The following is a 15,097-nucleotide window of genomic DNA, read 5'->3' as shown; positions in this document are numbered from 1 at the left end:
AGTTCCGGACCCTGGAGGAGAGCCATCGTGCCTCGTACCGTCAGGGACGTCGTCTTCGTCGACGGCGTCCGCACCCCGTTCGGCAAGGCGGGCCCGAAGGGCATCTACCACGAGACCCGTGCCGACGACCTCGTCGTGAAGGCGATCCGGGAGCTGCTGCGCCGCAACCCCGGACTCGACCCGAAGAAGATCGACGAGGTCGCCATCGCCGCGACCACGCAGATCGGTGACCAGGGCCTGACCATCGGCCGCACGGCCGGGATCCTGGCCGGTCTCCCCCAGTCGGTCCCCGGCTACTCGATCGACCGCATGTGCGCCGGCGCCCTGACCGCCGTCACCACGGTGGCCGGCTCCGTCGCCTTCGGCGCGTACGACGTCGCCATCGCCGGCGGTGTCGAGCACATGGGGCGTCACCCCATGGGTGAGGGCGTCGACCCGAACCCGCGGTTCGTGAGCGAGAAGCTGGTCGACGAGTCGGCCCTGTTCATGGGCATGACCGCGGAGAACCTGCACGACAGGTACCCGCAGATCACCAAGCTGCGCGCCGACGAGTACGCCGTGCGCTCCCAGGAGAAGGCCGCCAAGGCGTACGCCAACGGCAAGATCCAGGCCGACCTGGTGCCGATCTCGGTACGCCGCACCTCCCCCGAGGCCGGTGAGACGGGCTGGGGTCTGGTCACCGCCGACGAGCCGATGCGCCCGGGCACGACCCTGGAGAACCTCTCCGGCCTGAAGACCCCGTTCCGTGTGCACGGCCGGGTCACCGCCGGTAACGCGGCCGGTCTGAACGACGGCGCCACCGCCTCGGTCATCGCCTCCGAGGAGTTCGCGCGCGAGCACGACCTCCCTGTGAAGATGCGCCTGGTCGCCTACTCCTTCGCGGGCGTGGAGCCGGAGGTCATGGGCTACGGCCCGATCCCGGCGACGGAGAAGGCGCTGGCCCAGGCCGGTCTGTCGATCTCCGACATCGGCCTGTTCGAGATCAACGAGGCCTTCGCCGTCCAGGTCCTGGCCTTCCTCGACCACTACGGCATCGCCGACGACGACGAGCGCGTCAACCAGTACGGCGGCGCCATCGCCTTCGGTCACCCGCTGGCCTCCTCGGGCGTCCGTCTGATGACGCAGCTGGCCCGCCAGTTCGAGGAGCAGCCGCACGTCCGCTACGGCCTGACCACCATGTGTGTCGGCTTCGGCATGGGCGCGACGGTCATCTGGGAGAACCCGCACTTCGAGGGGGACAAGTGAGCACCACCGCCGAGCTTCTGAAGCAGGCTTCCGAGCTGTTCCCGGACGAGGTCGTCACGAGTGCGCACGTACGCCACTTCGACCTCCCCCTCGGTGCTGGGCGCTTCGCCCTGATCACCCTGGACAACGGCCACGACCACACCAAGCCGACCACCTTCGGCCCGGCCTCGCTGGCGAACCTGAACACCGCCATCGACCAGGTCGAGAAGGAGGCGGCGGACGGCGAGATCATCGGTGTCGGCATCACCGGCAAGCCGTTCATCTTCGCGGTCGGCGCCGACCTCAAGGGCGTGGAGATCCTCAAGGAGTACGAGCACGCGCTCGCCATCGGCAAGGGCGGCCACGAGGTCTTCAAGCGGCTCTCCAAGCTGGCCGTGCCGACCTTCGCGTACTACAACGGCGCCGCGATGGGCGGCGGTGTCGAGGTCGGTCTGCACTGCACCTACCGCACCGTCTCCGCGGCCCTGCCGGCGTTCTCGCTGCCCGAGGTGTTCCTGGGCCTGGTCCCGGGCTGGGGCGGTTGCACGCTGCTGCCGAACCTGATCGGCCCCGAGAAGGCCGTCTCGGTGATCATCGAGAACAGCCTCAACCAGAACAAGCAGCTCAAGGGCAAGCAGGTCTTCGAGCTCGGGATCGCCGACGCGATCTTCGAGGGCGCGGACTTCCTGGAGCAGTCGCTGATCTGGACGGCGGCCGTCCTCAAGGGCGAGCTGGAGATCGAGCGCCCGGTGATCGACCGCGGCGAGGCCTGGGACCAGGCCGTCGCCAAGGGCCGCTTCATCGCGGACTCCAAGGTGCACGGGGCGGCCCCGGCCGCCTACCGCGCCCTGGACATCATCGCCGCCGCCAAGAACGGCGACCTCCAGCAGGGCTACGACGCCGAGGACAAGGCCCTCGCCGACCTCATCATGGGCGGCGAACTGCGCGCCGGCATCTACGCCTTCAACCTGGTGCAGAAGCGCGGCAAGCGCCCGGCCGGCGCCCCGGACAAGTCCCTGGCCCGCCCGGTCACCAAGGTCGGTGTCGTCGGCGCCGGTCTGATGGCCAGCCAGCTCGCGCTGCTGTTCCTGCGCCGCCTGGAGGTGCCGGTCGTGCTGACCGACATCGACCAGGAGCGCGTCGACAAGGGCGTGGGCTACGTCCACGCCGAGATCGACAAGCTGCTCGGCAAGGGCCGGATCAACCAGGACAAGGCCAACCGCCTCAAGGCGCTGGTGTCCGGTGTGCTGGACAAGGCCGAGGGCTTCGCGGACGCGGACTTCGTCATCGAGGCCGTGTTCGAGGAGATGGGCGTCAAGCAGAAGGTGTTCGCGGAGGTCGAGGCGGTCGCCCCGGCGCACGCCATCTTCGCGACGAACACCTCCTCCCTCTCCGTCTCGGAGATGGCCTCGAAGCTGAAGCACCCCGAGCGGGTCGTCGGCTTCCACTTCTTCAACCCGGTCGCGGTCCTGCCGCTGCTGGAGATCGTCCGCGGTGAGAAGACCGACGACGCCTCCCTGGCGACGGCGTTCGGCGTCGCCAAGAAGCTGAAGAAGACCGCGGTCCTCACCAAGGACGCCCCGGCGTTCGTCGTGAACCGCATCCTGACCCGCTTCATGGGCGAGATCCAGAACGTCATCGACGAGGGCACCCCGGTCGAGGTCGCCGAGAAGGCCGTCGAGCCGCTCGGTCTGCCGATGTCCCCGCTGGTCCTGCTGGAGCTGGTCGGCCCGGCGATCGGTCTGCACGTCTCGGAGACCCTCAACCGGGCCTTCCCGGACCGCTTCACCGTCTCCCCCAACCTCGCGGCCGTCGTCAAGGCGGGCAAGCGCGGCTTCTACGTCTACGACAGCGGCAAGCCCGAGCTCGACCCCGAGGTCGCCGCGCTGCTGAAGCAGGGCGACACCGTCCTGACGGAGGAGCAGGTCCGCGACCGCGTGCTCGACGCGGTGGCGCAGGAGATCGGCATCATGCTCGACGAGGGCGTCGTCGCCGAGGCGCAGGACATCGACCTGTGCCTCATCACGGGCGCCGGCTGGCCCTTCCACCTGGGCGGCATCACGCCGTACCTGGACCGCGAGGGTGTCTCCGAGCGCGTGAACGGCAAGAGGTTCCTGGCTCCGGGCGTCGCGAGCGTCCCGGCGTAACGCGTTACCCCTGAGGGGGGTGGGGCGTACGGTAACAATCCGTGCACCCGCCCCCCTTTTTGCATGCCGTCACAGATAGGATCCTCACACAATCCGACCATTATTTGCCTGACTCTGACGGTCTCCACCGGAGACCGCCGGGTGTCCTCGAAGGAGTCCTGCGTGGCGTCCCCTCGTCGCCGAACACCCCGACGCCGGGTCTGGCCCAAGATCAGGCTCCTGCTCCTCGTGGCGGTGGTCGCCGCCGGCGGCACGGCGCTGTATCCCGTGTGGAAGGCGGCGAACCCGGACCCGCCCGAGCTGAAGGTCCGTTATCGCACGGACACTCCGGCGACTTCCGCGGTGGCCAAGCCGTCCCTGGAGGTCTTCAACGACACGGACAAGGCACTGCCGTTGAGCGATGTGACGCTCCGGTACTGGTTCACCGCCGATGACTCCGCGTCGTACGCCTTCAACTGCGTCAACGTCGTCTTCGGCTGCTCGAACGTCGCCGGGCGGATCGTCGCCATGGACAAGGCCACCGACACCGCCGACCACTACCTGGAGCTCAGGTTCACCAAGGGCGCGGGCGAGCTGAAGCCCGGTGCCAACAGCAAGGGCATCGACGTCCAGCTGTTCCGCACCGACCACAAGGAGCTGAAGCAGTCCGACGACCGCTCCTTCGACGCCGAGATGACGTCCTACAAGGAGGCGGAGAAGGTCACCGCCTACAAGCGGGGCGTCCTCGCCTGGGGCGAGGAGCCGGACGGCACCAAGGCGAGCGACGAGAAGAAGGCCTCGGCGAAGGCCGACGCGCCCGCACCGCTGGCGGCCCCGCCGGCCGGGGTGCTGTTCGACGACTTCACCTACCAGGGCGCCAAGGACCCGGCCCTGTTCAAGCACGGCTGGCTGGTCCGCACCAGCAAGGGCGGCCCGGGCGTCGAGAACACCTGGTCCGCGAGCGGCGTCAGCTTCCCCACCGCCGAGGGCTCCCACGCCGACGGCCAGGTGCTCAACCTGCGCGCCAGCACGGACGGCACCGAGGCCGGGACGAAGCAGGCGAGCCTCGGCACGGCCGCGAGCAAGTTCCGCGACGGCACCTACGCGGCCCGGATCCACTTCAGCGACGGGCCGGCCACCGGAGACTCCGGCGACCACGTCAACCAGACCTTCTACACCATCGGCGGCACGGGCTCGAAGTACAGCGAGCTGGACAACGAGTACATGCCGAACGGCGGATGGGGCCGGCCCGGCCCCAAGCTCGACACGGTGACCTGGTTCGACCACAAGACGAACGACCGGGTGTACAAGACCACCAACAAGAGCCTCGACACCTGGCACACCGTGCTGATCCGGGTGAAGGACGGCGTCGTCGCCTACTGGCTCGACGGCAAGAAGCTCTTCCTCAGCAACGGCAAGTACGCCCCGCGCGCGAACATGTCCGTGAACTTCAACCACTGGTTCATCGATCTGCCGTTCAAGGGCGAGCGCGCCTGGGACATGAAGGTGGACTGGCTCTACTACAACGCGAACGACACCCTGTCGGCGAAGCAAGTGCAGTCCGCTGTCGACGGCTTCACCGACGAGGGCATGAACTACTTCGACACGGTTCGGGAGTCCCGGTGAGGAACAGGCGGTCCGGCGCCCACAGGCACGCTGCGGAGGCTACGGAGGACAAGCCGGTGGTGAGCAGGCGCTCCGCTCTGCTGATGGGCGGTACAGGAGGCGTCGCCATGGCCGGCGGCGGCGCGTGGCTGGGCAAGGTGGTGGCGCAGCCCGCCGCCGCCCCGGCAGCAGGAGGCATCGGTGGCCTCACCACGCCTCCCCTCTACGCCCCCTCGGGGCGCCGCCCCAAGTACCGCCGGGCCACGTGGTCCCAGCAGTTCCAGTCCGGCCACGGCTGGACGCCCGGGGGCGCGGGCACCGCGTCCGCCGAGGCGAACGACAAGTCCGTCTTCGTCCGCGGCACCCAGTCGGTCCGGGTGACCACGGGCGGCACCGGCAAGCAGTCCTACGTCCGCAAGACCGGCATGCCCGCGATGAGCATGACCGGCAAGATGATCCGGCTGGTCTTCCGCGTCGATGACGTGACGAACCTGTCCAAGCTCGTCTTCTACCTGGGCAGCGGCTCCCTGGCGAACCACTTCGCCTGGACCCACCACGTCCACTCCAAGACCTCGGCCAACTACGTCCAGTCCGGGGAGTGGGTGACGGTCCACCTCCAGTGGGCGGACGTCAACGCGGCGGCCGGCACGTACTCCATCGGCGCCGACGGCAAGCCGTCCACGAAGACCGGCTTCACCGACATGTCGTTCGCCGTGTACGACGACGCGGGCGGCCCGGTGACCTACCGGCTCCAGGCCGTGGAACTGATACCGGACACGGTCTCGGTCTTCCCCAAGGGCGTCGTCTCCATCACCTTCGACGACTCCCACAAGTCGATCCACGACCTGGCCCGCCCGGTCATGGACCGCTTCGGCTTCCCCGGCACGGTCTACAACATCGCCGACGCCATCGGCACCGGCAGCTTCCTGACGCTGAGCCAGATGCGTTCCATGCAGGACTTCTCCGGCTGGGAGATGGCGGGCCACTCGTACGCGAACGCCGTGCACACCGCCAGCTACCCCAAGCTGACCGCGGAGCAGGCCGACGACGACTTCCGGAAGCTGCGCGAGTGGCTGGTGTCCAACGGCTTCACCAGTGAGCACTTCGCCTATCCGCACGGCGCGTTCCAGAAGACGACCGACGGTGTCCCGGTCGACCAGATCGCGAGCCGGCACTTCACCACGGCCCGGTCGATCATCTCCGAGACCATCGAGTCGTTCGCCCCGGCGATGCCCTACCGCCTGAAGGCGCTGACCGGCATCAACGACGGCGACGGCATCGGCGGTACGGCCCTGTCGAAGCTGACGGGCGCGGGCGGCCGGCTCGACCGGTGCGTGAACAGCGGTGACTGGCTGATCCTCTGCCTGCACAAGGTCACCGAGGGCGCCCCGGCCACGAGCACCGAGATCGGCAAGGCGGGCCTGGAGACGCTGATGAAGGCGATCGACGACCGGGACATCCCGGTGCTGACGGTCGAGGAGGCGATGGCCTCGTACACCTGAGGCCCCTGCGCATCGGGCCCGTGCACATGAGAGAGGGGCGGCCCCCCGGCCGCCCCTCTGCTCTGCTCTGCTCTGCTCTCCCGCGGCCCTACCAGCCGCCCTGACCGTTCCCCTGCTGCCAGGAGGGGTCCTGGTACGGGTAGGCGCCCTGCTGCGGGTACTGCTGCTGGTACGGGTCGGGATGGCCCTCGTACCCGCCCTGCCACTGCTGCTGCCCGGCCGGTGCCGGCGCCCCCCAGCTCACCCGCTGCTGCGGAACGCCCGCGTGCTGCTCCTCGTCGTAGCCGGGGATCGGCTGCGGCTGGGACGGGATACCGCCCTCCGGGCGGGGCCGGGTGCGCAGGGCCACGCCCTCCAGACGCATCAACTGGAGCGTCTCGGTGACCTTCTTGTCGGAGTACGGGTCCTCTTCCTCGAAGATCTCCGTCACGTCGTTCTCGTGATCACCGGCCACGGACACCTCGACACCGCCCTGGCGGGTGCCCCAGGAGCCCTTGTGCAGGGTGAACAGGGCGTAGAAGCGCAGCGGGGTCAGCAGGGTCAGCTGGATCACGCCGTAGAGCGGCGCGAGCAGGAACATGCCGAACCGCTTGACGAAGCCCATGCCGCGGCGCGGGAAGTCGAGGTACCGCACGTTGCGGAGGTACCCCATCAGCACCATGAAGATGAGGTAGTCACCGATGTGGTTGACGAACTGGGCGGGCTTCATGATGGGCAGGATGACCATCGAGTAGAACATCGCCGTGCCGAAGACCAGCCACAGCGCGAGTTCCATGCAGGTCAGCCAGAAGGCGGGCCGGTACTTCTTCTGGTGCCGGAAGGCCCACAGCGACTCGCGGAAGAAGGACTTGTTCCAGCGGACCTGCTGGCGCAGGAAGTGCGGCAGCTTCTCGGGGACGGCGGTGTAGCCGACGGCCGTCTCCTGGAAGACGACCTGGCCCTCCATCAGGCAGTAGTTGGTCATGCGGCGGTCGTCACCGAAGACGGCCGGCTTGCCCAGGAACTGCTGGTTGAGGAAGTCCGGCAGGTACTTGCGCACCAGCGTGCCGCGGTACGCGGAGAGCGCGCCGCAGCAGCACAGGACCGACTTCAGCCGCGAGTAGGCGGCCCGCTCGAAGAGGAACGAGTTGCCGTAGCGCAGGTCCTGGAGGCGGGTGAAGATGTTGCTGTCGTGGTTGAGCGCCAGGACCATGCCGGTGGAGGCCATGATCTTCTCGTCGGCCAGTGGGAGCAGCAGCTCGCGGACGGTGTCCCGGGACAGGACGGTGTCCGAGTCGACGCACAGGAAGATGTCGGAGTACGGGGCGGCCTCGAAGCCCAGCGCCAGCGCCTCGCGCTTGCCCTTGTTCTCGGGCTGCACGCTCACGGTGTACTTGACGCCCTTGGCCTCGAACTCGCGGCGCAGCTTCTTCGCCGCCTTGATGCCCGAGTCGTTGGCGCTCGCGTCGTCGATGATGTGGATCTCGTTCGGCAGGCGGCTCTGCGCGAGGAGGCTGCGCATGCCCTGCTCGAACATCACCGGGTCCTCGTTGTAGATCGGGATGACCGCGGTGACCCAGGCGTTCTCGAGGTACTCCAGCTCCTCCCGCCCGGCCTTGGCCGGACGGTAGAAGAGGGCGCCGAACATCTTCAGGGACAGCAGGCCCATCGCACCCAGCGAGTACAGGTGCAGGGACCCGGCGTCGAGCCGGGTGGCGATCAGCGCGGCCAGGCCCAGGAAGACGAAGTACGAGACCTTCAGGTGCCGTCGCTTGCGGTGTGCGCGGCGGCCGCCCGCTTCGACGGCCCCGGGTATGTACGTGTCCTCGGAGGTCACAGCTTGACCACCCGCGGGTGATCGGCGGCCTTGCCCCGGGTGTCGAAGAGCGCCCGGGCGCGGTCGGCGAGCTCGCCCAGGTCGATCTCGCGATGCGGCTGGAGCAGGATGGTGAGGTCGGCGGCCTCGGCGGCGGCGAGGTAGTCGTCCGCACGCTCGACGGGCGCCCCGCCGACGTGCCAGTCCTCGACCCGGGGGTCGAAGTAGACGAGTTCGGCACCGCGCGCGAGGAGGTTCTCCGCGACGGCCAGGGCGGGGCTCTCCCGCTGGTCGGAGATGTCCGGCTTGTAGGTCACGCCGAGCAGCAGCACCCGGGACCCGCGCACGGCCTTGCCCTGGTCGTTGAGCAGATCGGCGGCCCGGTTCACCACGTGCACGGGCATCCGCTGGTTGATCTCCTGCGCCAGCTCCACGAACCGGAACGGGATGCCCAGCGAACGCACCTTGTACGAGAGGTAGTTGGGGTCGATCGGAATGCAGTGCCCGCCGACGCCCGGGCCGGGGTAGAACGGCGCGAACCCGAACGGCTTCGTGGAAGCACACCGGATGGCGTCCCACAGGTCGACGCCGATCTCCCGGCAGAACATCGACATCTCGTTGACGAGGGCGATGTTGACGTGCCGGTACGTGTTCTCGAGCAGCTTGGCCATCTCGGCCTCGCGGGTGCCCTTGGCCTCGACGACCCGGTTGACGAACCGCTCGTAGAGGGCGCGGGCGGCCTTGGTGCAGTCGGCCGTGATGCCGCCGACGACCTTGGGCGTGTTCTCCAGGCCGAAGGAGGCGTTGCCCGGGTCGATGCGCTCCGGGGAGAACGCGAGGTGGAAGTCGGCCCCGACGCGCAGCCCACCGGCCTCCAGCCGCGGCCTGACGACCTCGTCGGTGGTCCCCGGGTACGTCGTCGACTCCAGCACCACGAGCGTGCCGGCCCGGAGGTGGGCGGCGATGTCGTCGACGGCGGCGTGCACCGCGCCGAGGTCCGGGGCACCGTGGTCGGTCAGCGGAGTCGGCACGCACACCACGACGGCGCCGGCGCCGGCGATGACGTCAGCGCGGTCGGTGGCCTCGAAACCCTGCTCCAGCATGCCGCGCACATCGGCGTCGCTGATGTCGTCCACATGCGAACGGCCGGTGTTCAGCCCGTCGACCACCCGTCGGCTGCGGTCGAGGCCGACCACCTTCAGGCCCGCGGCAGCGGCGGACCTCGCCAGCGGCAGCCCCACGTAACCGAGTCCGACAACGACAAGATCCACCGTGGAGGATCTGCTCACGACATCATTCCCCAACCCCGTTGCCACGGCGTCGGCCAGACGCAGCAGCAACCGGCCCCCCGAGCAAATCGAACAAGTCCGAGGAGGTTAACAAGACCTTCACTTTTTGACCATGTTCACCCCAGGTGTGCCTTGTCACCCACACATCGGCACAACCCTTGACACGTCTCATGTGTCTGGAGCGACAGGAGCCTCAAGTGGAACGGGAGAGTCAGATCTCCCGCCAGGCCTCCAGCGCGAGCCCCGGCTCGTCCTTGCGGCGGGTGAGGAGCAGTGTGCCGGTCGAGGGCACGAGGGAGGCCGCGACGACCTCACCGTCCTCGTCGAGCGCCAGCGACACCATGGCGTCGGAGGGCAACGGGGGCCCGGACTCGGTCCACCAGGCGCCGGCGGACTCCTGCTCGGTCGGATAGGCGGCGAAGGCGACCCGCCCGCTCGCCGACCGCTGGGCGAGCACGGTGCAGTCGTGCCCCTCGATCTCACACCGCACGGCGGACACCGGGCCCGGCCCCGCGGAGGCGAGGAGGGTGACCGGCTTCTCGCCGGGGCGCCAGGCGCACAGGTCCCCCGAGGCGTCGGTGAAGAACAGGGTGGTGTGCTCGGCGGACGTGGCGAGCGCGCGCAGGGTCCCCGGACGGACAGGCACGTCGACGCCTTCGGTCCGCACCGGCTTCTTCCCGTCCCCCTCCTGCCGCCAGTGCAGGATCCCGCCGGGCACTGAGGCGTACACCTCCACGAACCCCGACTCCCCCGTCACGGCGGCCAACTCCCCCTGGACGTCATGCCCTTCGAGGTCCAGCCACCCTCCCCAGCCGCCCTTCACCTTCTGGTTGCGCAGGCTCACCCCGCCGCCCTTGTTCCGGACGAAGACATAGCCGCGCCCCGCGCCGTCCACGGCGACGGCCGGCGGCCCCGTCCGGTCGCCCTTCTGGTCCGGGTGCCCGATCGGAACCCAGTCCAGGGGAGCGAGCCCCGGCCGGAAGTGCGTGGAGTGCACGAGCCCGGACTCCCCCGGCACGGTGGGCCGCCAGGCGGCCAGGTGGGCGTACCCGTCGGCGCCCTGTCCGACCGCCGCGCCCGGGTGCAGCTTCTGGCTGCCGCCGACGGTGCGGGGAGCGTCTTCCCAGGGGCCGGCGGGGCCGCGTTCCGCACGGCACAGGACGGCATCGCCGGAGGGCAGATAGACGGTGAGGCGGCCGTCGCGGCCGCGGAGGAGCCAGTCGCCGTTCACCTGTTCACTTTATGCGGGCCGGACGGCCGGGCGCGCGGCCCTCCCCTGCCGGGCGGTCAGGTCCCGTGCGACCCTGGCCATATGAACGACCACCTGCCTCTGCTTGTCGTCGTCGACGCCGCGAACGTCGTCGGGTCGGTTCCGGACGGGTGGTGGCGGGACCGGCGGGGGGCGGCGGAGCGGTTGCGGGACCGGTTGGCGTCGCAGGGGGTTCCCGCCGTCTCCGGCCCGGTGGAGATCGTGTTGGTCGTCGAGGGGGCGGCGCGGGGTGTGGAGTCCGTGCCCGGGGTGCGGGTGTCGTCGGCGCCGGGCAGTGGGGACGATCACATCGTGGAGGTCGTCGCGGCGGCCGGGGAGCGTGCGGTGCTGGTGGTGACGGCGGACCGGGAGCTGCGGAGGCGGGTCGGGGAGCTGGGGGCGGAGGTGGCGGGGCCGCGGACGGTGCGGCCCTAGGTGCTCGGCGTTGTCGCTGGAGCCGGGCCGTTGCGCAACTCGGCGGAGCGAGGTGCCGCTGCGCCCACCCGTGCCGCCCCAGCGGCACGACTGCCCGCAGCTAGGTACGTGCGCAAGGGGACGTGTCGGGGGGTGTTCGCCCGCAGTGGGCGGCGCGTGTGATGCCAGTCAGTCGGTGGGTGACCTGGTCGCGCCGTTCCGAGGACGGACACCCCCCGGCGCGGCCCCGACCCACCCACCAGCGGCTACGGCGTACCCCCACCGGCCGTCGGCTGCTCCTTACCCGCCTCCTGTAGGGCGAGGCGGCTGTGCGTGCGGCCGTAGAGGAAGTAGACGACGAAGCCGACGACCATCCAGATGGCGAACCGCACCCACGTCTCGGCGGGCAGGTTGATCATCAGCCACAGCGAGGCGCACACCGAGAGGATCGGGATGACCGGCACCCACGGGGTGCGGAAGGACCGGGGCAGGTCGGGGCGGGTCCGGCGGAGGATGATCACGCCGATGGCGACCACCACGAAGGCGAACAGCGTGCCGATGTTCACCAGGGCGGCGAGTTCCGTCAGCGGAGTGAACCCGGCGACGATCGCGATGATCACGCCGAGCAGGATGGTCGGCCGGTGCGGGGTCTTGAACCGCGGGTGGACGTGGGAGAAGAACCGCGGCAGCAGCCCGTCCCGGCTCATCGCGAAGAACACCCGCGTCTGGCCGAGGAGCAGGATCATGCACACCGTCGTGAGGCCGACCGCGGCGCCGAAGCTGATGAACCCCGCGTACCACGGATGCCCGGTCGCCTTGAAGGCTTCGGCGAGCGGCGCGTCGACGTCCAGCTTGCTGTAGTGCTCCATGCCGGTGACGACGATCGACACGAGGACGTACAGCGTCGTGCAGATCACGAGGGAGCCGAGGATGCCGCGCGGCATGTCGCGCTGCGGGTTCCGGGTCTCCTCCGCGGCCGTGGCCACGACGTCGAAGCCGATGAAGGCGAAGAACACGACCGAGGCCGCGGTGAAGATGCCCATCACACCGAAGTTGGAGGGCGCCCAGCCGAACATCAACTGGATGAGTGGGGCCTGGAGACTGCTCCCGGCCTCCACGGGCTTCTCCTTCGGGATGAACGGGTCGTAGTTGCTGCTGTCGATGAGGAACGCGCCCGCGATGATCACGACGAGGACGACCGTCACCTTGATGGCGACGACGATCGACGTGATCCGGGCCGACAGCTTCATGCCGAGCACGAGGATGCCGGTGAGGACGAGGACGAGCGCGGCGGCGAGGATGTCGAAGCCGAAGACGTCGGAGCCCTCCCGGCTGCCCAGGCTCGCCGGCATGACCCAGCCCGCGTTGTCCATGAGCGACTGGATGTAGCCGGACCAGCCGACGGCCACCACCGCCGTCCCCAGGGCGAATTCCAGGACGAGGTCCCAGCCGATGATCCAGGCGGGCAGCTCGCCCAGAGAGGCGTAGGAGAACGTGTAGGCGGACCCGGCGACCGGAACCGTGGACGCGAACTCCGCGTAACAGAGCGCGGCCAGCGCACAGGCGACGCCGGCCGCGACGAACGCCAGGGCCACCGCGGGCCCGGCGTTGTCCTTCGCGACCGTGCCGGTGAGCACGAAGATACCGGTGCCGATGATCACACCGACGCCGAAGACGGTCAGATCCAGCGCGGACAAGGACTTCTTGAGCGCGTGTTCTGGCTCCTCGGTGTCGAGGATGGACTGCTCGACCTTCTTCGTCCGGAAGAGGGTGCTGCTCACGGGGTACCTCCCACGCTTGTCGTCCTCGACATGATCGAGAGGTGGCACCATCCGTATGCCCCGGCACGGACCGATTCACGCCAATGGGCCGGTTCCACCACCCTCACGGTGGGGAGAACCGGCCCATCAGAGTTCGTGCCTCCGCGTCAGTCGCGCGCGCTCTCCACCGAGTCCACGGCGTCCGCGGCGCTGCGCTCGTACCGTCCGTCCAGCTTGGCGACCAGCCCGGTCACCTGGCGGGCGATGTCCGGCGCGGTGAGGCCGATCTCGGCCATGACCTCGGCGCGCGAGGCGTGGTCGAGGAAGCGCGGCGGGATGCCGAAGTCGCGCAGCGGGACGTCGACGCCCGCGTCGCGCAGGGCCTGCGCGATCGCCGAGCCGACACCGCCGACACGGCTGTTGTCCTCGACGGTGACGACCACGCGGTGCCGCTCGGCGAGCGGGGCCATCGCCTCGTCGACGGGCTTGACCCAGCGCGGGTCGACGACGGTGGTGGAGATGCCCTGACGGTCGAGCAGACCTGCGATCTCCAGGCACATCGGCGCGAGCGCGCCGACGGAGACCAGCAGCACGTCCGGCCGGTCGGTGCCGGGCTCGCGCAGCACGTCCATGCCGCCGACGCGGCCCACGGCGGGCACGGCGGGGCCGACGGCGCCCTTGGAGAAGCGGACCACGGTCGGCGCGTCGTCGACGGCGACGGCCTCCCGCAGCTGCGCCCGGACCTGGTCGGCGTCGCGCGGCGCGGCGAGCCGCAGCCCGGGCACGACCTGGAGGATCGACATGTCCCACATGCCGTTGTGTGAGGCGCCGTCGGTGCCCGTGACACCGGCCCGGTCCAGGACGAAGGTGACCCCGCACTTGTGCAGCGCCACGTCCATCAGTACCTGGTCGAAGGCGCGGTTGAGGAAGGTGGCGTACACCGCGAACACCGGGTGCACGCCGCCCGTCGCCAGGCCCGCCGCCGACACCGCGCCGTGCTGCTCGGCGATGCCGACGTCGTAGACCCGGTCGGGGAACCGCTTGGCGAACTTCTCCAGGCCCACGGGCTGGAGCATGGCGGCCGTGATGGCGACGACGTCGTCGCGCTCCTCGCCGAGCTTGACCATCTCCTCGCCGAAGACGGAGGTCCAGTCGGCGCCGGAGGAGGCGATCGGCAGGCCCGTGTCGGGGTGGATCTTGCCGACGGCGTGGAAGCGGTCGGCCTCGTCCTGGAGGGCGGGCTGGTAGCCGCGGCCCTTCTCGGTGAGGCAGTGCACGATGACCGGCCCGCCGAACCGCTTGGCCCGGGCGAGCGCCGACTCCAGCGCCTCGATGTCGTGCCCGTCGATCGGCCCGACGTACTTGAGGCCGAGGTCCTCGAACATGCCCTGCGGGGCGATGAAGTCCTTCAGGCCCTTCTTGGCCCCGTGCAGGGTCTCGTAGAGGGGCTTGCCGACGACCGGCGTGCGGTCGAGGATCTCCTTGGTGCGGCTGAGGAAGCGCTCGTAGCCGTCGGTCGTGCGCAGCGTCGCGAGGTGGTTGGCGAGACCGCCGATGGTGGGCGCGTAGGACCGCTCGTTGTCGTTGACGACGATGACGAGGGGGCGGTCCTTGGCCTCGGCGATGTTGTTCAGCGCCTCCCAGGCCATACCGCCGGTCAGCGCCCCGTCACCGATGACGGCGACGACATGGTCGTCCCGTTCGCGCAGCTGGTTCGCCTTGGCGAGGCCGTCGGCCCAGCCGAGGACGGTCGAGGCGTGCGAGTTCTCGATGACGTCGTGCTCGGACTCGGCCTGCGAGGGGTAGCCGGACAGGCCGCCCTTCATCTTCAGCTTGGAGAAGTCCTGACGGCCGGTGAGGAGCTTGTGCACGTAGGACTGGTGGCCGGTGTCCCAGAGCACCTTGTCCTTGGGCGAGTCGAAGACCCGGTGCAGGGCGATGGTGAGCTCCACCACGCCGAGGTTGGGGCCGAGGTGACCGCCGGTCTTGGAGACCGCTTCGACAAGGAAGGTCCGGATCTCCTCCGCCAGCTGGTTCAGCTCCTCCGGGCTGAGCCGGTCCAGATCGCGCGGTCCCCTGATACGGGTCAGCAGCGGCACCCGTGCCTCCTTGCAGTAGAGCTGATCGAGCTGT

General features: G+C 69.6%; 10 protein-coding genes. 5 read left to right on the top strand and 5 right to left on the bottom strand.

The genetic code is table 11. The features are described from left to right. Positions 1-27: 27 nt before the first annotated feature. The 4 genes from ABEA82_RS24255 (at position 28) to ABEA82_RS24240 (ending at position 6,457) form a co-directional block, all read left to right on the top strand. A complete protein-coding gene (locus tag ABEA82_RS24255) occupies positions 28-1,245 on the top strand; it encodes a thiolase family protein (RefSeq protein ID WP_345663730.1) in 1,218 nt (405 codons plus the stop codon). Continuing rightward, the gene (locus tag ABEA82_RS24250) at positions 1,242-3,371 is read left to right on the top strand and encodes a 3-hydroxyacyl-CoA dehydrogenase NAD-binding domain-containing protein (protein ID WP_345663729.1); all 2,130 of its coding nucleotides are present in this window, start codon (positions 1,242-1,244) and stop codon (positions 3,369-3,371) included. The genes ABEA82_RS24255 and ABEA82_RS24250 overlap by 4 nt, the downstream gene beginning before the upstream one ends. A gap of 162 nt (positions 3,372-3,533) precedes the next feature. Beyond that, positions 3,534-4,976 (top strand): cellulose binding domain-containing protein, encoded by a 1,443-nt coding sequence (locus ABEA82_RS24245; RefSeq protein ID WP_345663728.1) that lies wholly within the window; start codon positions 3,534-3,536, stop codon positions 4,974-4,976. Positions 4,977-5,035: 59 nt separating this feature from the next. Next, positions 5,036-6,457 carry a polysaccharide deacetylase family protein gene (locus ABEA82_RS24240; RefSeq protein ID WP_345663727.1) on the top strand — a complete coding sequence of 474 codons (1,422 nt, stop codon included), beginning with the start codon at positions 5,036-5,038 and terminating at the stop codon, positions 6,455-6,457. An 88-nt stretch (positions 6,458-6,545) separates the two neighbouring features. On the opposite strand, the gene ABEA82_RS24235 is transcribed toward ABEA82_RS24240, so the two are convergent. The 3 genes from ABEA82_RS24235 to ABEA82_RS24225 all read right to left on the bottom strand — a co-directional run bounded on the left by ABEA82_RS24235 (position 6,546) and on the right by ABEA82_RS24225 (position 10,772). Further along, a complete protein-coding gene (locus tag ABEA82_RS24235) occupies positions 6,546-8,273 on the bottom strand; it encodes a glycosyltransferase (RefSeq protein ID WP_345663726.1) in 1,728 nt (575 codons plus the stop codon). Continuing rightward, positions 8,270-9,541, bottom strand: coding sequence for a nucleotide sugar dehydrogenase (locus ABEA82_RS24230; protein WP_345663725.1), 1,272 nt, complete (start codon positions 9,539-9,541; stop codon positions 8,270-8,272). Before ABEA82_RS24230 ends, ABEA82_RS24235 begins: the two co-directional genes overlap by 4 nt. Before the next feature lie 211 nt (positions 9,542-9,752). Beyond that, positions 9,753-10,772: a PLL family lectin gene (locus ABEA82_RS24225; RefSeq protein WP_345663724.1), complete on the bottom strand. Its 1,020-nt coding sequence runs from the start codon at positions 10,770-10,772 to the stop codon at positions 9,753-9,755. Between the two features lie 81 nt (positions 10,773-10,853). Between ABEA82_RS24225 and ABEA82_RS24220 the strand changes: the two genes are divergently transcribed. Next, a complete protein-coding gene (locus tag ABEA82_RS24220) occupies positions 10,854-11,225 on the top strand; it encodes a PIN domain-containing protein (protein ID WP_345663723.1) in 372 nt (123 codons plus the stop codon). Positions 11,226-11,470: 245 nt separating this feature from the next. Here ABEA82_RS24220 and ABEA82_RS24215 read toward each other — a convergent pair whose 3' ends face one another. Further along, on the bottom strand, positions 11,471-12,985 hold the full coding sequence (locus tag ABEA82_RS24215) for an amino acid permease (protein WP_345663722.1): 1,515 nt from the start codon (positions 12,983-12,985) through the stop codon (positions 11,471-11,473). 146 nt (positions 12,986-13,131) lie between these two features. Continuing rightward, on the bottom strand, positions 13,132-15,063 hold the full coding sequence (dxs, locus tag ABEA82_RS24210) for a 1-deoxy-D-xylulose-5-phosphate synthase (protein WP_345663721.1): 1,932 nt from the start codon (positions 15,061-15,063) through the stop codon (positions 13,132-13,134). Positions 15,064-15,097 lie beyond the last annotated feature (34 nt).

Source organism: Streptomyces venetus (assembly GCF_039540295.1).
In the GTDB taxonomy this organism is placed as follows: domain Bacteria; phylum Actinomycetota; class Actinomycetes; order Streptomycetales; family Streptomycetaceae; genus Streptomyces; species Streptomyces venetus.
Note: the sequence above shows the minus strand (reverse complement) of the source record. Positions and strands in the feature narration are given on the sequence as shown.